Source organism: Oryzomonas rubra, assembly GCF_008369015.1.
Taxonomy (GTDB): domain Bacteria; phylum Desulfobacterota; class Desulfuromonadia; order Geobacterales; family Pseudopelobacteraceae; genus Oryzomonas; species Oryzomonas japonica.
In genome coordinates, this window is the sequence record NZ_SRSD01000003.1 from 29868 (window position 1) to 48575 (window position 18708).

At 58.8% G+C, this 18708-nt stretch carries 17 protein-coding genes; 3 read left to right on the forward strand and 14 right to left on the reverse strand.

The genetic code is table 11. The features are described from left to right. Positions 1-4 precede the first annotated feature (4 nt). Positions 5-1018 (forward strand): P63C domain-containing protein, encoded by a 1014-nt coding sequence (locus tag ET418_RS05180; RefSeq protein WP_149306530.1) that lies wholly within the window; start codon positions 5-7, stop codon positions 1016-1018. Here the strand turns inward: ET418_RS05180 and ET418_RS05185 are convergent. Continuing rightward, entirely contained in the window at positions 1004-1243 is a 240-nt protein-coding gene (locus ET418_RS05185) for a hypothetical protein (RefSeq protein WP_149306531.1), read from the reverse strand. The genes ET418_RS05180 and ET418_RS05185 overlap by 15 nt on opposite strands. Positions 1244-1384: 141 nt before the next feature. On the opposite strand from ET418_RS05185, the gene ET418_RS05190 reads away from it, so the two are divergent. Continuing rightward, positions 1385-4054 carry an MMPL family transporter gene (locus ET418_RS05190; RefSeq protein ID WP_149306532.1) on the forward strand — a complete coding sequence of 890 codons (2670 nt, stop codon included), beginning with the start codon at positions 1385-1387 and terminating at the stop codon, positions 4052-4054. Between the two features lie 140 nt (positions 4055-4194). On the opposite strand, the gene purT is transcribed toward ET418_RS05190, so the two are convergent. The 10 genes from purT to ET418_RS05240 all read right to left on the reverse strand — a co-directional run bounded on the left by purT (position 4195) and on the right by ET418_RS05240 (position 13689). Beyond that, the gene (purT, locus tag ET418_RS05195) at positions 4195-5379 is read right to left on the reverse strand and encodes a formate-dependent phosphoribosylglycinamide formyltransferase (RefSeq protein WP_149306533.1); all 1185 of its coding nucleotides are present in this window, start codon (positions 5377-5379) and stop codon (positions 4195-4197) included. A 39-nt stretch (positions 5380-5418) separates the two neighbouring features. After that, positions 5419-6330, reverse strand: coding sequence for an IPT/TIG domain-containing protein (locus ET418_RS05200; protein WP_149306534.1), 912 nt, complete (start codon positions 6328-6330; stop codon positions 5419-5421). Between the two features lie 102 nt (positions 6331-6432). After that, complete coding sequence (lptG, locus tag ET418_RS05205; RefSeq protein ID WP_149306535.1) at positions 6433-7512, reverse strand: LPS export ABC transporter permease LptG; 1080 nt, start codon at positions 7510-7512, stop codon at positions 6433-6435. Continuing rightward, positions 7509-8666 (reverse strand): LPS export ABC transporter permease LptF, encoded by a 1158-nt coding sequence (gene lptF / locus ET418_RS05210; RefSeq protein ID WP_149306536.1) that lies wholly within the window; start codon positions 8664-8666, stop codon positions 7509-7511. Before lptF ends, lptG begins: the two co-directional genes overlap by 4 nt. Before the next feature lie 90 nt (positions 8667-8756). Continuing rightward, positions 8757-9278: a chromate transporter gene (locus ET418_RS05215; protein WP_149306537.1), complete on the reverse strand. Its 522-nt coding sequence runs from the start codon at positions 9276-9278 to the stop codon at positions 8757-8759. After that, positions 9269-9826 (reverse strand): chromate transporter, encoded by a 558-nt coding sequence (locus ET418_RS05220; protein ID WP_218043372.1) that lies wholly within the window; start codon positions 9824-9826, stop codon positions 9269-9271. The genes ET418_RS05215 and ET418_RS05220 overlap by 10 nt, the downstream gene beginning before the upstream one ends. A gap of 117 nt (positions 9827-9943) precedes the next feature. After that, the gene (locus ET418_RS05225) at positions 9944-10207 is read right to left on the reverse strand and encodes a YkgJ family cysteine cluster protein (protein ID WP_149306912.1); all 264 of its coding nucleotides are present in this window, start codon (positions 10205-10207) and stop codon (positions 9944-9946) included. 97 nt (positions 10208-10304) lie between these two features. Continuing rightward, entirely contained in the window at positions 10305-10685 is a 381-nt protein-coding gene (locus ET418_RS05230) for a desulfoferrodoxin (RefSeq protein ID WP_149306539.1), read from the reverse strand. A 285-nt stretch (positions 10686-10970) separates the two neighbouring features. Next, entirely contained in the window at positions 10971-12296 is a 1326-nt protein-coding gene (locus ET418_RS05235; protein WP_149306540.1) for a citrate (Si)-synthase, read from the reverse strand. Between the two features lie 196 nt (positions 12297-12492). Next, on the reverse strand, positions 12493-13689 hold the full coding sequence (locus tag ET418_RS05240; protein ID WP_149306541.1) for a M24 family metallopeptidase: 1197 nt from the start codon (positions 13687-13689) through the stop codon (positions 12493-12495). 503 nt (positions 13690-14192) lie between these two features. Here ET418_RS05240 and ET418_RS18645 point away from each other — a divergent pair. Then, positions 14193-14303: a hypothetical protein gene (locus ET418_RS18645; RefSeq protein ID WP_149306913.1), complete on the forward strand. Its 111-nt coding sequence runs from the start codon at positions 14193-14195 to the stop codon at positions 14301-14303. Positions 14304-14419: 116 nt separating this feature from the next. Here the strand turns inward: ET418_RS18645 and ET418_RS18100 are convergent, their stop codons facing one another. The 3 genes from ET418_RS18100 to ET418_RS05255 all read right to left on the reverse strand — a co-directional run bounded on the left by ET418_RS18100 (position 14420) and on the right by ET418_RS05255 (position 18599). Beyond that, on the reverse strand, positions 14420-14596 hold the full coding sequence (locus tag ET418_RS18100) for a hypothetical protein (protein ID WP_188055391.1): 177 nt from the start codon (positions 14594-14596) through the stop codon (positions 14420-14422). Between the two features lie 73 nt (positions 14597-14669). Beyond that, positions 14670-16328 (reverse strand): AMP-binding protein, encoded by a 1659-nt coding sequence (locus ET418_RS05250; RefSeq protein WP_149306542.1) that lies wholly within the window; start codon positions 16326-16328, stop codon positions 14670-14672. Between the two features lie 102 nt (positions 16329-16430). Next, positions 16431-18599 (reverse strand): PAS domain S-box protein, encoded by a 2169-nt coding sequence (locus ET418_RS05255; RefSeq protein WP_188055334.1) that lies wholly within the window; start codon positions 18597-18599, stop codon positions 16431-16433. Positions 18600-18708 lie beyond the last annotated feature (109 nt).

Below are 18708 nucleotides of genomic sequence, written 5' to 3' on the forward strand. Positions count from 1 at the left end.
AAGCATGTCAACCGATAAACCATTATCAGGTAAGGCGATTGGTGGCAAAGCTCGTGCAGAAAAACTCACACCTGAACGAAGAAAAGAGATAGCCCAGCAAGCAGCTATGGCGAAGTGGCAACAAGAGAAAGAGGGGCCGCGCATCATTAAGGCCACCCACGGATCACCTGATCATCCCCTCCGAATTGGAGACATCGAAATTCCCTGCTACGTTCTAGAGGACGGCAAAAGGGTTTTGGTTCAGGGTTCAATGCTCACTGCTCTTGATATGAAGCAGGGGACAGCAGGGCGTGGGGTTGGTGATCGAATCGAGAAATTTCTATCAACAAAAGCCATAAAGCCCTTTGCAGACAAGTACTTGGGCGATGTGATCATAAACCCAATAAAATTTAAAACCCCTATGGGAATCATTGCTAATGGATATGAAGCCACCCTTCTTGCTGATATATGCGACGCTGTTCTTGAAGCTCGTAAAGAAGGCAAGCTTCACTATCAGCAGGAGCATATTGCTAAGAAGTGTGAAATTCTTGTAAGAAGTTTTGCCAGAATCGGTATCATTGCCCTTGTTGATGAAGCAACAGGATACCAAGAGATAAGGGCAAGGGATGCTCTTCAAGCATATCTTGATCGGGTTTTAAGGAAAGAATTGGCTGCATGGGTAAAAAGGTTTCCAGATGACTTTTTCCGCCAGATTTACCGACTCAAAAAATGGAACTGGAGCGGAAGTAACAGAAGGCCCTCTGTTGTTGGGAAATACATAACGGACATTGTATATACTAGGCTTGGGCCTGGAATAGTGGAAGAATTGGAAAGGCTTAACCCAAAGGTAGAAAAAAGGAGAAAAGCCGCTCACCATCAGTGGCTCACAGAGGATGTTGGTCATCCGGCGTTATCTCAACATCTATATGCAGTAACCGGGTTAATGCGAATAAGCGACACGTGGCAAGATTTTATGAAGCTTCTCAATAAGGGCTACCCAAAGAAGGATACTAAACAGCTTGAATTATTCTTCAACTGATTTCTTCCACCGTGCCTTTGCCGCCTTCTGGGCAATCTCCCGACGCTGCTCAGGAGTGAGTTTATCAGCCCTAGCCTTACCACCCTTCAATCCACCGAGCCGCCCTAATTCCTGGGCGGCTTTATTTTTCTCTGGCTGTTCAGGCTCGGCGGGCTTGTCCTCGTTGGTCGCTTGATCTACGATAAAGGCCGCCAGCTTGTTTATGTCTCCCGGTGATTTTTTCATGATTTAAGCCTAGCATAACCGCTCAAGCATTTCAAGATGGACAAAATTCAAACTGAGACACTACCACACTCCCCCTTTGATTGACTTTTTCCCCTGGGCGGTATATTCAGGAATGTTGCAATCTTGCCCAAGGAGCCCCGTGTGCCCGATACACCAAAACCAAGCCGTCTGTTCGCCTTCGTCGCCAAACGCCCGCGCCTGATCCTGGCGTTGGCCCTGTTGCTTTCCGTCTGTTCGGTCATCTACACCAAAAAGAACATGGAGTTCCTGACCGGCCGCGACGACCTGATGGCCAAAAACGCTCCCTTTCAGATGGATTACCAGGCCTATCGCCGGGAATTCGGCGATCAGGAAGAGATCGTGGCGGTCATCGAATCGGACGACGCCGAGAAATCGACCCGCGCCGCCGATGCGCTCTATCAGCGTCTGAACCGGGAGACCGGCCTGTTCCGCGATGTTTTCTACCCCGGCGGCCTCCCCTTCTTCCGCAAGAACGGCCTCCTGTTCATGCCGCTGGAGGATATCCGGCGGCTGCGCCACACCCTGACCATGGCCGCACCGGTCCTGAAGAGCCTCTCCGCCTCTCCCTCCGTGCAGACGCTCTTCACCAGCCTGACCGGCCAGATCGACGGATACCTCGCCTCCGGCGACCCGGCTGCGCTGGAGAGCCTGACCTTCATGCTGGCCACCCTGGACAAGGGGTTCAAGGCCTTTGACGGCAAGGGGAGCGGCATGTCCATGGACTCGTTCCTCAAGGGGGGCGGCGACGGCAAGCCATCGGCCCTTGAAAGCGCCGGCAAGCAGCAGGTCATCACCATGCGGCCGGTCAAGGACGAGGGGAGCTTTGTCGCCTCGGAAAAACCGATCAAGGCGGCCCGCGCCGCTCTGGCCGAACTGGTGAAGCGCCCCGAGTTCAAGGGGGTCACGGCCGGCCTGACCGGCGTGCCGGTGCTTGAGTACGAGGAGATGGCCACCAGCCAGCGGGACATCGAGATCGCCACCATCCTTTCCCTCTCCTTGACCGTGATCCTGCTGTTGTTCGCTTTCCGCGGTCTCTTGAACGTGATCAGCGCCATGGTCTCGCTGATCGTGGGCATCTGCCTCTCCTTCGGCTTCGCCACCGCCGCCGTGGGGCACCTCAACATCCTCTCCATGGTCTTCGCCATCATGCTCATCGGCCTGGGGATCGAATACGGCATCCAGGTGGTCCTGCGCTACCAGGAGGAGTTGCGGGGCGGCTCGTCCGGCATGGCGGCCATAGAAACCGGCCTCAGGGCCAACATCCGTTCCATCATCATGGCCGCCGCCACCGTGGCCCTGGCATTCGCCACCTTTGCCTTCACCGATTTCAAGGGCATTGCCGAACTGGGCATCATCGCCGCCGGCGGGGTCGTGATCTGCGTCATCACCACCTTCACCGTACTCCCCTCCATGCTGATCCTGCTGGAACGATTCAGGAAGCCCAACACCGAGGTCCCCAAAGAGCAGGCTCCGGCAGGCCTTGCCGAAAAGCCTTTCTTCCGCGCCCTCTTCACCAACCCGCGGACGGTCGTCGGCGCGACTCTGCTTCTGGCCCTCGTCTGTCTCTACCCCACCCTGACCATGCACTTCGACTACAACCTGATGAACCTCCAGGCCAAGGGGCTGCAATCGGTGGAATACGCCTACAAGCTGATGCGCAGCAAGGAGAACTCCGGCTATTTTGCCGTGGTGACCGCCAAAGACCGTGCCGAGGCCAAGCAGTTGACCGAGCGGCTGGAGAAACTCCCCAGCGTGGACCACGTAGTCAGTCTGCCCGCCCTGGTGCCGGACGACCAGCAGGCCAAGCTGGCCGAACTGGCGGCGCTCCGGCAGGTCTTGGCGGAGGTAAAACCGGTGCCCTACGAGGAGAACCTGCGGGTCATGGAACTGCCCAGGGTCTTCGAGACGTTCCGCGACCGGGTGGGCAAGCTGAAGACCGCGCTGGAGGTCAAAAAGGCGCCCGAGGCCAAGCCGGTCGGCGCCTTTCTGACGACCCTGGACGGTTTCTTCGCAAAACTGGAGAAGGAAAAGGACAAGAACGCCCTGGGGATGCTGCGGGAGTTTCAGGGGGGCATGTTCGCCGAGCTGCCGGTCAAGCTGACCATGATGAAGGAGAGCCTGGAGGCGTCGCCGGTCGTCGAGGCGAACGTGCCGACGGAACTGAAGCAGCGTTTCGTGGGTAAGAGCGGCCAACTGCTGCTCCAGGTCGCCCCGAAAAAGGAGATCTTCGAGCACGAGCCGCTCCAGGAATTCGTCACCCAGGTCAAGGGTATCGTCCCCAATGCCACCGGCGAACCGATCATGGTCTACGAATCCTTGACCATCATGCGGGACGCCTACCTCAAGGCCTTTGCCTATGCTTTCCTCGGTATCGCCGTGATCCTGCTGATCAACTTCAAGAGCGTGAGGTTTGCCGCCATGGGTGCCCTGCCGCTGGCGGTGGGATTACTCTTCATGGTGGGGGGGATGCGGCTGGCGGGGGTCAGCTTCAACTCGGCCAACATCATCGTGCTGCCGCTGATTCTGGGGGTGGGGATCGACTCGGCCATCTACATCATCAACCGCTACCGCCAGGGGAACGAGACCCCGGCCCAGGTGGCCACGCGCAGCGCCGGCATCGGCGTGTTCCTCAACGCCCTGACCATCCTGTTCAGCTTCGGCGCCCTGATGGTGGCCCACCACCAGGGGGTCTTCAGCATCGGCGCGGTCATGTCCCTGGGCATGGCGGCCAGCGTGGCGGTCTTCCTGGCCTTCCTGCCGGCGCTGTTGACCCTGTGGGGGAAGCGGTAAGGATAGCTGCACGTATTCTGAAGACCGTGGAGATTGAAAGACCTCCGAGGCAGGGAACGCCTCGGAGGTCTTCTTGTTTGATGGTGCGTAAAAGCGTGGACGATGCCGGTTCCGTTTACTCGTTTCTTCGAGCCGCAGTTTTATCCTTGAGGAACCAACCGCACGCAATGGGCGCTGGCCTCGGCCCGGCTTCGGGCCTCGTCGGTGGATGCCCCCTGAACCAGGGCCACCCCCATGCGCCGGCCGGGACGGGTATCCGGCTTGCCGAAGAGGCGCAGCTTGGCGCCGGGAACGCTGAGAGCCTCCGCAAGCCCCTCGAAACTCACGTTGTCCCGGTTCTCCTCCGCCAGGATCACGTGACTGGCCGAGGGGGCCAGGTTGAGGATCTCGGGCACCGGCAGCCCGAGTATGGCGCGCACGTGCAGCTCGAACTGGCTCAGGTTCTGGGAGACCATGGTCACCATGCCGGTGTCGTGGGGACGGGGGGACACCTCGCTGAACCAGACTTTGTCGCCGCTGACGAACAACTCCACCCCGAAGATGCCGTAACCGCCCAGGGCACCGGTGACCGCCGCCGCCTGGCGCCGGGCTTCGGCGAGGGCCGCCGCCGACATGGCCATGGGCTGCCACGATTCGTGGTAGTCCCCCTTGATCTGGACGTGACCGATGGGGGGGCAGAACGAGGTGCCACCGGCGTGACGGACGGTCAGCAGGGTGATCTCGTAGTCGAACGGGATGAACTCCTCGATGATGGCGGTATCGGATGCGCCGCGGGCCCCCTCCATGGCGTAGCGCCAGGCGGCATCCACGTCCGAGGCTGACCGCACCACGCTCTGTCCCTTGCCGGACGAACTCATGATCGGCTTCACCACGCAGGGAAACCCGATGGCCGCGGCATTGGCGCGCAACTCTTCCGCACTCTTCGCAAATGCGTAGCGTGCCGTGGGCAAGCCCAGCTCTTCGGCCGCCAGGCGCCGAATCCCCTCCCGGTTCATGGTCAGGTTCGTCGCCCGCGCCGTGGGGATCACCCGCTGCCCCCCCTGTTCCAATTCCAGCAGAAAGGCGGTGTCGATGGCCTCGATCTCCGGCACGATCAGGTCGGGCCGTTCCTCCGCCACCACCCGCCGCAGCGCCTCCCGGTCCAGCATGCTGATGACGTGACTTCTGTGGGCCACCTGCATGGCCGGGGCATGGGGGTAACGGTCCACGGCGATCACCTCCACGCCGAGACGTTGCGCCTCGATGGCGACCTCCTTACCCAGTTCTCCCGATCCCAGCAGGAGCAGTCTGATTGCGCCCGATTTCAGTGGGGTTCCAAGCTTCATAACAGTTTCATCCTCCGAGTTCAAAGTTTCATTCCCCTATCACGGCGCACTGACGTTGATCACCTGGCTCCCCTCGTTCCCGGGATTCACCACCTGCAGGCGGAAATCCTTGGCGACCGGCGAATAGGGAAACCGTTGGTAAATGAGCCTGGTACAGTCGATAAAAATCACTTTCTCCCGTGCCGCCGAATCCTGGCCGCCATTGCCGCCAATGCGCTGGCCGTCCACATACAGGGCCGAGTTCTGTTGGAAATTTTTCCCCTCTATGATCAATTCGTAATAATTCACGTACTCGTTTCCCCGCGTCACCTGGCTGATTTCAGGCTTGGTTTCGATCTCCAGCGCCAGTTGCACGGAGGCGTTCTCGGGTGAATTTTTCACCATGATCTGGTGCAGCCCCCCCGCCACCTGGGGCACCCGGAAGGCGATGGCCTCGGCCGAAACCACCCGGCTCTTGATGGAGGCGTTATCGAAGAAGAGGAACGTCGTCTCGCCGAAATTCCGCCCCACGGCGGTCACGTCCCGCTCCCCCCCCTGGGCGCAGGAACTGATCTTGTCGGGCGAAAGGGCGATCAGCACCGGCCGCAGGGGGAGTACGGAAAAGTTGTAGGCCCGCCCCACGACGCCGTCGCCCCGCTTGAGGTACAGGGCGTACAACCCCGCATCCAAGGGGGGAACGATGAATTCGAGCTGCCGGCCGTCGGTTACCTTGGCCGGTATCTCCACGCTGCCGAGAAAGGCGGAAATCTGCTCGCCGAAATTGGCGCCGAAGATGGTCACCTTGCCGCCTGGCTCCGCCTGGGCCGGAATGATGCTGAGAATGGCGGGAGACGTATCCGGAGTCGAGGCCGCCGGCTTCATGACGCGCTGCGGCCGTTCGGCGGCAAACGGGGCGGTATTTCCTGCCAGACAGCACGTCACGACGATCAGGATAGCGGCGATGTTTTTCATGTACGGCCTCCTTGCGGCTTTCGGCGACAGAATGCGTAACCTGTCAAAGGGGGACTGACGGGGCGCATGCCGCGCCCTGACGGAATGGGTGGTCGATCGGGTTCAATTTCTCACGGTCATGGCCAACCATACCCCGCCCAGGCAGAAGATGATATTGGCTCCCCAGGCCGCAACCAAGGGAGGCAGGACCCCGCTGCGCCCGTAGGAAAGCAGCATGGCGTTGACCACGAAATAGGCGAAACCGATGCCGATACTGGCCCCGATTCCCAGAGCGGCGCCGCCGGAACGGCTGTTCCTGAATGCGAAGGGGATACCCAGGATAACCATCACAAAGGCCGCAAACGGACCGGAAAGCTTGGTGTGCATCATGGTCAGATAGCGGAAGGCCTGATAACCGCCGTTTTGCAGGTTATCGGCATACTCCTTGAGCTTCCGGTAGCTCAGGTTATCGGCATTGTTGTCCAGGACGCGCAGATCGTCCAGTTTCAGATTCAGCGCAACATCCATGCTGCGGGCCCGCTGGGCCACATACCCGTGCCCCTGGCTGAAATCCTTCGTCACCACGTCCTTCAGGGTCCAGCGCCCGTCGTGAAATTCGGCCGATCCGGCATCGATACGGTTGGTCGGGTTCATGGAAGCGTCCAGCTTCCAGAGGGTGACCCCCCGCAGCACCTTGGTCTGGGGATCGAACAGGTGGGCCTGAAGGATCTGGTTGTCGGAACGGAACCAGATATTGTTGCGCCTGAATACCGCATTGACGCCCTGCTTGCGGATATCGACCCGCTCGATCCGCTCCATGCGTTCGTAGCTGCCGGGCACCACCAGTTCGGCGTTCAGAAGCAGCACGAAGCTGGCCGCCAGCCCCAAAAACAGCATGGGGAAGGAAATGCGCAGCAGACTGATCCCGCAACTGCGCATGGCGATGATCTCGCTGTTGCGTGAGAACATCCCCAGGGTCAACAGGGTCGCCATCAGGATCGAAAACGAGGCGGTCTGGCCGACCATTTCCGGCAGTTTCCAGACAAAGAACCGCAGGATATCCACCCCCGAACCGCCGGCGCGGATGAAGCGCGGTATCTTGTCCATCATGTCCAGCACCAGGTACACGGCCACGAAACTACCCAGGCAGAGGGCCAGGAGACGCAGCCAGGCCATTGCTATGTAACGGGAGAGGATCGTCATCGAACGGCGTTCCTCCTCCCGATCAGGGTCAAGAGCGCATCCTGAACGGCCGTCCAGATACTGCGTTCCAGGGATGCCATCCGCAGGAAATACCATCCCACTGCCAGAAAGATCACATTGGGGAGCCAGAGCGCCAGTTCCGCCGGCAGCGTTCCCCGTTCCGCCAGGGTCCGAAGAAGCGACAGGAGCACATAGTAGGCCAGCAGGATGGCGATGCTGACTGAAAAACCGGCGGATTTGCCCGAACGGCGGTTCTGGATGCCTAGCGGCACGGCCACGACGGCGAATACCAGGGAGGCGAACGGAAAAGCGAAACGGCTCTGGAGTTCGGCCGCCATCTTGAGGCGGGTCGCCTTGGGAGTTGCAGGGTTGTCGATCTGCTGCCGCAACTCACCGATCCCCATATCCAGCTCGTTGCGGCCGATGCCCCCCCCCTTGCCGGGACCGGCCACGGTCATGGCGTACTCCCCGAAATTGACCAGCCGATACCCGTCCCCCTTGCCCGCCGCGTGGATGCTGCCGTTGTTGAGCACCAGGCAGATATCCTGCTGATTGGGCGTACAGCCGACATTTCCGCTGGCGGCAAAGATGGTCATGGGACGCGCCTGGTCACGGCCGTCGTGGATGACGACCCCCTTGAGGGTGTGGTTCTCTTCGTCGTAGTGGTCGGTGTAGAGGATGATGCCCGGGATTTCGTCCCAGAACACCTTCTCGCGGATCGTCACTGCCACGTTCTGCTTCAACATCTCGAAACTGATACGCTTGAAGGCGCTGTTCCCCCAGGGAACGCCGACGATGCTGGCGGCAAGGGTCAACAACACGGCAACCACGCCGCACAGCAGCACCGGCGGCATGATCTGCACCAGGCTGAGTCCGCCGGATTTCATCACCGTGATCTCGTTATCGGCCGAAAGGCGGCCAAAGGCCAGCAACACCGCCAGCAGAAAGGCCATGGGGATCGTGAACACCAGAAACGAGGGCATCAGGTACAGGATCATCCGGCTGATATCCGCCAGGGGCACGCCGCGGGAGATGACCAGGTCGGTCAGCTTGATCAGCCTCCCCATCAACAGGATCAGGGTGAAGACCGCGATGCCGAGCAGGAAGAGCGAAGCGATCTCGCGGATTATGTAAAACGTTAGGATGCGTTTCATGATGGCATGATGATACATGAGCCGCAGGCAGGTGTAAAGGGAGGCGGGAATAAAAGGGAGTGCAAAAAAGGTGGCGAGCCCCCGCCCCGCTCAGATGACGCCGGCCAGTCCCAACATCGCGCCGGCCCCGATCAGCCAAAGCGGGTTCCATCGGCTGTTCAGGACGATCAGCACGGTTGCCGCCGTGAGGCCGTAGGCCCCCCAGCTTGCATCGGCTCCACGGGTGATGATGCAGCCGCTTGCCAGGACCAGGCCGATCGCCAGGGGCGAGATGCCGGTCTGGATGATGAGCCGCCAGCGCGTGCCGTGGATCTTCTCCCAGAAGCGCATGAAAAAGTAGATCAGCAGGCTCGAAGGGCCGCACATGGCTGTCGTGGCGGCCAGGGCGCCGGCCAGTCCCGCCACATGCCAGCCGAGCAGGGTGGCGATAATCGCGTTGGGCCCCGGCGTGGCCTGGGAGATGGCCACCAGGTGGGTAAAGGTGGCGTCGTTCATCCAGTGGTGGGTCACCACCGCCAGGCGGTGCAACTCGGGCAGCACCGCGCCGGCACCGCCAAAGGCGACCAGGGAGAGCATCCCGAATTGGAGCACGATCTCGACGATTATGCCCATGGCGCCCTGCAGTACCGGCGCGCCGCAACCCACATGCTGATCGGGGCCAGGCCAAACATGACCATGACCAGCGGCCAGTGGAGAAAAACCACCGCCACCAGGATCGCGACGCTGAAAATCATCAGGAACGGCCGTTTCAAGAGGTCGGCCGCCATCCGCACCCCCATGGCCAGGATCAGGCCTGCCGCGACGGCGGCGATGCCGCGCAGCATGGCCTGGATCGCTGGCAACTCCCCGAACCTGCCGTAGAGCGCCCCGAGCGCGATGATGATGACAAACGGCCCGCACAACAGGCCGAGCAGCGAGACAACGGCGCCGCTGGCGCCCTGGAAGCGAGCCCCGATGCAGACCGAGAGGTTGACGATGTTCGGCCCGGGCATGAACTGGCACAGGCCGAACAGGGTGGTGAATTCCTCGGAGGAGAGCCACCCCCGTTTTTCGACGATAGCGCGGCGGGCCCATGCCATGACGCCGCCGAACCCCGACAGGGCGATTTGGTTGAATCCCCAGAAAAGTTCGCTATGAGTAATCTCATGACGCTGTGTCACCATCGACTCCCGGAGGTATAATTGCCGACGCATCCCGCGAACGCCCCCGCCAAAAAGATACGGCCTGCGAACCATGCTTGAACACCATTCAGGCCAACAATGTCAATAAAATGTTTGTCAACAACGGCCAGGCAGCGTAAACAGCTCCATCCGCGACAGAAGCTCCAGCGCTTCCCGTTCGTCATGGCCGCACATATCGAGGCTCGGCTGCAGGCTGGCGCAGACGGGTGGACGTTCGGGGCGGCCAAAGAGGCCACAGCGGTTGTCGGGCGTCAGTTGCACGCAACGCACCCCAGCCGGCTTGCCGTCGTCCATGCCCGGGATCGGTGAGGAAATCGAAGGTGCTATGCAGCAGGCAGCGCATCCGGCGCGGCATGCCATGGCGGTTTGACTGTTCACGGTGGCGCACCCGAGAGAAAAAAAGCCCGTCGGAATCCCCGGCGGGCTTTGATTTTTTTTATGTTTTACCGCTGCCGCATCAGGCCTGGGCAGACCAGAGGCCGTGCAGGTTGCACAGCTCACGGGCCGTCAGGCTGGTGGCGGTGATGTTGAACGTGGCGGTCGGCACATCGCCCGGCTTGAGGGCCTGGCGGTAGGCCTTGCCGTCGGCGACAAGCTCAATCCACTCGATGTAGTGTTTCTCCTCCATGGGATGGAGCACGCTGCCCACCGTGACCTTGACGATGCCGTCGCCGATTTCGATAACCGGCACATGTTTTTCCTTGGCGGCATCGACGGTGTTTTCCGTCAACTGTTTCATCGGCTCGCCGCAGCAGTGCAGCGGAGCGCCGCCGCCGTGGACGATCTCGACGATATTGCCGCAATGTTCGCATTTGTAGATTTCAAGAAGCTTCGGCATGATGGTATTCCTCCTGTGTGTTGTTGTTGATGCCTGTTTCCAGGCAGTGGGTTACCGGTTTTCGCCCAACGGTTCAAAATGGGCCTTGGGATGGATACGGGCCGGACAGAGCCCGGGGGCATGTGGTCCCGCCATATCCGCTATTCCTGTCTTTGAATCACTGTACCAGCAAATACGACAATTCTTATCCTTTTATACCTTGTTTTTGCAGTTTTGCAAGTCCGAAAATAAAAAAAGGGGGATGCGCTGCCGCATCCCCCTGCTTCATCTCATGAAAAAATCGGATCAGGACAGCTGGCGCCCACCGTCGGCGGCCCACTTCTCCAACATGGCGGTGGTAACGGACTTGGGACGCTCGATGGCGTAGCCCAGACCGCGGTCCCAGGTGATGTTGGCCATGCAGCCCAAGGCGCGGCCAACGCCGAACAGAACGGTATAGAAGTCCCATTCCTTGACGCCGTAGTACCACTGAATGACGCCGGATTGGGCATCGACGTTCGGCCAGGGGTTTTTGGTCTTGCCGTGCTCGGTGAGGACGCCCGGCGCCGTTTCGAAGATCATGGCAACCAGCTTGAACAGCGGGTCGTCCTTGAGGCCCGGCGTCTTGAGGCAGAACTCGCGCTGGGCGGTGTAACGCGGGTCGGTCTTGCGCAGAACGGCGTGGCCGTAGCCCGGAACGACCTGGCCGGCATTGAGGGTATCCCAGAGTGCCTTGGTGACGTTTTCCTTGGTCGGCTCGGCACCGTTGAGTTTCTTCTGAAATTCCATGATCCAGCCCAGGACCTCCTGGTTGGCCAGGCCGTGCAGCGGGCCGGCCAAGCCGTTCAGGCCGGCGGCATAGGCATAGTAGGGGTCGGACAGGGCCGAATGCACCAAGTGGGTGGTGTGGGCCGAGACGTTGCCGGACTCATGGTCGGAGTGCAGGATGAAGTACATGCGTGCCACATCCTTGTACTGATCGCTCTGCCCGATCATGTGGGCGAAGTTGGCACCCATGTCGAGAGTCGGGTCGATGGCGATCTGCTTGTCGCCCTTGTACTTCAGGTTGTAGATGAAGGCGGCGATAATGGGGATACGCGCCACGATGTCGCTGGCATCTTCATAGACCGATTCCCAGGCGACCATTTTGTTGAATTTGCCGGAGTTGTAGAAAGCGGCAAACTTGGACTCTTTCTGCAGGGCCATGATGCCGACCGAGAGCATGACCATGGGATGGCTGTCCCTGGGCAGGGCGCGAATGGCGGTGAAGACGTACTCGGGAACCGCTTGGCGCGTCTTCCACTCGGCTGCGACTTCGGCGACCTGGGCGTCGGTCGGCACGTCGCCGGTCAGCAGAAAGTACCAGAAGGACTCAACGGTCGGGTAGGCCGAACCGGCGGCCTTGGGCAGCGCCGCAAAGGTCTCGGGGATGGTCTTGCCGCGGAAACGGATGCCTTCCTGGGGATCGAGATAGGAGATGTCGGTGACGAGGCTGCGGATATCGCGGGCGCCGCCGATGCATTGTTCGATGGTCACCTGATCGATGATCACCTTGCCGAACTCCTTGGTAAGCTTGGTGGTACGGGGGCGGTGTTCCTCAATCTTCTGCTTGAGTGTCTCTTTCAATGCCATGTTGGTACTCTCCTTTCGTTGTGAGGATTAAACTGAGATCAGCAGTGTGAGCCGGACTCTTCGATACCAGTAAAAACCAACCGAAACGGTCGTCTACCCAATCCAAAAATATTTTTTTAGGATACTGTATACAATTAAGAAGTGTCGTAGTTATACCAAAGCCTTGACAAAATGCAACAAAAATTTTATCGGCGCGCTAGCGAGACAGGATCACCAGTTCTTCACTCGAATAGGTCAATTGTTTGAGCCCCTCATCGCTGATATAGAAGGTATTTTCGATACCGACCGCACCCTCTCCCGGAAAAACCACCTTGGGTTCAAAGGCAAAGGCCATCCCCACCTGGAACGCCATGTCCTTGAATCCGCGTGCAATAAAGGGATATTCATCGATCTCGACCCCCAGGCCATGGCCGATGAAGGAAACCTGTGAGCCTTTGGCTCCCATGAAACTGTCGGCATACCCCATCTCCGCCGCCAGGGCCAGGCACCGGTCGTACACCTCACCCCAAGGAGCGCCCACAACGACGATTTGCTTCATCAACTCCTGCACCCGGAGCATGTCGTCGTATCCCTTGCGCAGGCGGTCGGAGAGGCCGCCAAGGGCAAAGATACGGGTCTGGTCCACCAGATAGCCGTCAAAGCTCCCGGCAAAATCGACAATGATCGGCTCGTTGCGGCCGATCGGCTTGTAGCTCGCGCCCTGTCCGAAACAGGGGCTGGGCCCCACACCACCGAAGGGGGTATCGGTATAGGCCGGTACGGCGCTATCCGTGCCGGAAAAGGTGTGCCCGAAGAGCATTTCCCCGTTAAAGACCCGCATCCGTATCAGCCCCAGGTGACCGTTCAAGCGAGCCGTATGTTCGAGCTCGGCCGCCAATTCCAGGTCGCTCATCCCCTCGCGGAGCACATCCCGCACCCGACGCGTCACCTTGTCCACCTGGTCTGCCGCGTCCTTCATCAGATGGATCTCGTAGTGGCTTTTGATCATGCGCACCAAGCGGATCAGCGGCGTGGCGTCGCTGAATTGGGCATTGGGGAAGACCTTGCGATAGCGCTCGAAAAGAGCGACCGGCAGCACATCGAACTCCATGCCGATCTTCTTCGGCTCGGGGTAGCCGTAGCCGGCCGCCAACTGGGGGATGTCCTTGGGAGAACCGAAGGGCAACACCTCTTTCAGCCCCGACTCCATGCGCGCCCTGGCTGCGTCCCGGCGCACGAGGTACAGCGGCTGCCCATGGGCGGGGACGTAAAGGCAGCCGCTCTGGACGGTGCCGGTGAAATAAAAGAGGTCGGCATTCTGGGCGATGATAATGGCATCCAATCCCTCGGCGGCCATATGATTTTGCAGCATTTTGCAGCGGTATTCCAACTCGGTGGCAGGGGTTAAGCGCATGAATCCTCCATAAACGCGCATGTTGCCGACATATCTCAACAACTATTCCAACATGCGGGGGCATGCTCCCCCCGGGAACGGCATAGTCGGTGCGCCGGATGGAGGAATTTTACACATGAACGGGAAATATGCAAGCGGGAGAGCCCCTGTTTCCTTTTCGGCAGCCGTTCGGGATGCAGGCTGAAATGGCGTCTTTTTGCCTTCATCCAGCATTTCAGTATCGCCAAATTAATTTTATATAACACAAAACCAATTTTCTTGACTTACGTCATTTTTTGCCCAAGAATTCGCAAAAAAAAGACAAAGCGAATCGTATATATCTTTTTATTGGTTCTCGATATCTGGATTGGGGTACAAACCCCAAATAACCACATTATGGGGAGGATCAGGCTGATGAGAAGAAGGCTACTAGGAGTGGCAGGGGTTGCGGCAACGGTAATGATGCTGGGGATGGCAACCATGGCCGGGCGGATTTCAAACTCAAGGACAACTTCTACTTCAACATCGACTACAAATATCTCAATGCCGACACCAAGATGACGATCGCCGGCAACAAGTACGACCTCGACCTCAACCCGCACCTCTTCGGCATCGGCGTCGGCTACCGTTTCTAAGCGAAACCAAAATCACGTACCATGAGAAAAGGCGGGGGAATTGTGTCCCCCGCCTTGTTCCATTCACCTTTTATCTCTTCTCATCTCGGTTGCGCATGCAATGGGCAAGCCTCGCCTCATAATCCGTCGGCCTCCCGCTTGCTCTCCGATCCCGCCATCTCGTAGTCGGCCCTCCGCTGGCGCTCCAGCTTTCGCCGGCGCTTGCCTCCCAGAAACAGCTCCTCGATCACAATGGCGATGAAGCAGATCACGAACAGCAGAAAAACGATACCGATAAGTTTTTGTAATATCATATCACACTACCTTGCCATGCCGAAATTTCACTGGTAAACGGACCGTACGGCCAATCCGCCCATTCCTCCGAAGCTACGCCGTCTCGCCGGCATCCTCCAATTGCAGCTCCTTGATGGCCATCTCCCGCAGCTTGAACTTTTGGATCTTGCCCGAGGCGGTCATGGGATAACCATCCACAAACTTGACATACTTGGGAACCTTGTAGTTGGCGATCCGCCCCTTGCAAAATTCCCGAACCTCCGCCTCGGTCATCTCCAGCCCCTTCTTGAGGATAATGGCCGCCATCACCTGTTCGCCGTACTTGCGGTCGGGCACGCCATAGACCTGGACATCGGAAACCTTGGGATGGGTGTAGAGGAACTCCTCGATCTCCCGGGGGTAGATATTCTCCCCTCCCCTGATGATCATCTGCTTGATCCGTCCGGTGATCTTGCAGTAGCCGTTCTCGTCCATTATGGCCAGGTCGCCGGTATGCAGCCAGCCGTCGGCGTCGATCACCTTGGCGGTTTCTTCCGGCATCTTGTAATAGCCTTTCATGACCATATACCCACGGCCGCACAGCTCGCCCTGCTTACCGGGCGGCAGGGCGGCTCCGGTTTCGATATCGACGATCTTGACCTCGGCGCCCGGCAGAGCCCGGCCGACCGTGGCCACCCTCAGTTCAATCGGGTCGTCGGTGCGGGTCTGGGTAATGCCGGGTGAGGATTCGGTCTGCCCGTAGACGCTGGTGATCTCGGTCAGGTTCATATCCTTCACCGCCCGCTTCATCACCTCGATGGGGCAGACCGAACCGGCCATGATGCCGGTGCGCAGGGTGCTGAGGTCGAACTTGGAAAATTCCGGATGTTCCATTTCGGCAATGAACATGGTCGGCACGCCATGGAGCGCCGTGCACCTCTCCTGTTGGACCGTCTGCAGCACCTTGAGCGGATCGAAGATCTCCACCGGCACCATGGTCGAACCATGGGTAACGCAGGCCATGACCCCCAGCACGCAGCCGAAGCAGTGGAAAAACGGCACAGTGATGCAGAGGCGGTCCTTTTCGGTGAACTTCATGCATTCGCCGATATTGAAACCGTTGTTGACGAGGTTGAAGTGGGTCAGCATAACCCCCTTGGGAAAGCCGGTCGTACCGGAGGTGTACTGCATATTGATCACGTCATGGCAGTCGAGGGTCGCCTCGACGGCGTTCAGTTCAGCATCGGATATCCGCTTTCCGGCCTCGGCCATCGCCTCGAAAGTGAACATACCCCCCGGGGGCTGATCGCCGATAAAGACCACATTCTTGAGATAGGGCAGTTTCGGGCATGACAGCTGGCCCGGCTCTGCGGCCTGAAGTTCCGGCACCACGTCGTACACGGTTTGTACGTAATCGGTATCCTTGAAGGACTTGACCATGAAGAGCGTGGTGGAATCGGACTGGTTAAGGATATAGTCAAGCTCGGCCGATTTGTAGGCGGTATTGACCGTTACCAGCACGGCGCCGATCTTGGCCGTGGCGAACTGGAGTATGACCCACTCGGGAACGTTGTAAGCCCAGATGGCAACCTTGTCGCCTTTTTTAACCCCTAATGCGAGCAGCCCTTTGGCGACCCGCCGGCAGACCTCGTTAAATTCCCTGTAGTTGTAACGCAGACCCCGCTCGGGATGGACCAGGGCGTCGTTTTCCGGAAAACGCCGCGCCATGTCGTCCAGGAGCCCACCTACCGTTAGAGTGATTTGCTGTGACATCACCGCCTCCACATCAAAAGAAAATTTGCTCGCGCAAAATCATATGCAATTTAACATATTGATTTTAAAGAACTGTTTTAATAACACAGCCAAACATGCGCGTCAAGATGCAAAAGAGCGGGAAACAGAGGGATTATCGGGCTGGAGGGTAAAATAGAACGTGGCGCCTTTTTGGGGTTCGCCTTCGGCCCAGATCCTGCCGCCGTGACGATTGACGATGCGTTGCACCGTCGCCAGGCCGATGCCGTTTCCCGCAAACTGCCCGGGATCGTGCAAACGGGTGAACACGCGGAAGAGCCGGTCCACGTCCTTCATGTCGAAACCGGCACCCGTGTCGCTGATGAAGAAAACCGGAACAGGACCATTATGCAACGCGCCGAACTCGATCCGGGGAGAGGTGCTGTGAGCGGTATATTTCCAGGCATTGCTGAACAAATTGGTCAGCAGTATCTTCAAGAGTCGCAGGTCGCCAACGACGGTCAGGCCGGGGGCGATGACCACCTCGGGCCTCCGCTCCGGTTCCGCAGCCCTGAAATCTATCGACAGGCTCTCGACAATAGCGCTGAGATCGACCTGCTGGGGCTGAAATTCGCTACGGGCCAATTGGGCCAGCCTGAGCATGGCATCGATCATCTCGTTCAGCCAGCAACTGGATTCGTAGATCCGTGTTACGTACGACCGGGTCTGGGGATCGAGCGTTGCCTCATCCTCCAGTATCAGTTGGCTGTACCCGGAAATGCGCGTAAGCGGGCCGCGCAAGTCATGGGATACCGAATAATTGAAGGCTTCCAGCTCGCTATTGGCAGCTTCCAGGCCGTTGGCCTGACGGGCAAGCTCGGTATTCAACTGGCGAATCTGCTCCATGTACATATGGTCGGTCTCCTCCGCCAGCTTGCGGGAGGTGATGTCCCGATCGAACCCGAGGATATAATTTTTGCCGTTCAGCCTGACCGGGCCGGCATGCACTTCAAGGGGGAAACGCGCCCCATCCTTTCTGAAGTGCCAAACCTCGAAGGTTATCCACTGTCCGCCGAAGATGCGCTCCATCCAATCGGGCGCAGTCTCATTGGATTCCGGGACATTGAGATCATGAATGCTCATGCCGCACAACTCTTCAACCGTATAACCGTGCTGGATGGCCGAGGCCTTGTTGGCGGCAATGATCCTGCCGCTCTCATCCCCCTCCGTACCGAGCAGCAATATGCTGTCCGGCGCCCGTTCGAACAGGATGCGATACTGTTCTTCCCGCTCCCGCAGAGTAATTTCGGCCCGCTCCAGCGAATCCAGCATACCGTTGATGGTCAAGGCCAGACCATCCAGTTCGTCGTTGTGCTCCGTGACCTTCAGGCGTGAGGAGATATCGCTGTCGTTGCTGATCTGCCGGACAGTGGCGCTGAGAATCCCAAGGCGTTTAAGGACCGTCTCCCGGACAAAAAACAGCATCACGCAGCAAAAAACAAAGCCGGCAATGCACAGGGCGGCTAGGATATAGGTAATGCTTGCCTTCCCCTGCTGGTACAACAGGCGCCGTTCGGTCAGCTTGGCGATGAAAAGCGGCTGCCCGCTGATATCGTTGAACAGGGCATAGCCCGCTATATGCGACTCGTCAAGCGGAACCGCATGAAAGGATGCCCCGTCGCCCAGACCGGCAAGCGCTTCCTTGAAGTCGGCCGGCAGCCCTTCGTCCCGGATCTGCCGGATTTCGAGGGCAAACTCGTGTATGTCCGACAATTGGGCAATCTCTTCCCGGTCGATGTGCCTGCCCACAAGTAGGATGCCTCCGCCGGCACAAGGCCTGACAACGACCTGGTGCAAACGCGCGCCGTTACGGATGGCCCCCTTCAGATGCCGGTCCTTGCCCTTTATGGCAAAAAGTGCGGTTTTGCCGAGACATTGCATAAGTCCATCATCAAGGTCGGCCGGCCTGCGGTAATGATAATCCGCCGACTTGGCCGAGAGCAGTTCTCCAGCAGCGTTGTACACGGCGACAAAATCCACATGATGGTTGACAAGCGAGTCGGTATCCAACGTGCCGATTTCACTCGCGCCCCACTTCTGCACCAGTGCGACGTAATCCCGGGCGCACGACTCCATGTCGTCGAGGCTCTCCCGTATTTCATACTTCAATTTGGCGATGCTTTCGCCGAGCAGTTTGTTTTCGAGTTTGGCAAAGCTGTTGAGCAGAATGAAGTCGGAGGTTATGGCCAGGATAAAGACCAGCCCTATAAAGGTGCTGACGATGACGAGGATTGTCTTGCGGGAAATATTCATTGCAACCCGAGGCGTCCAGGCGCCACTCGTACACATCTGTGTAGCAAAACAACTCAAAAAACAGCAAAAACGAAACACATCATACCGAACGCCCGGAAACCGCGACAGT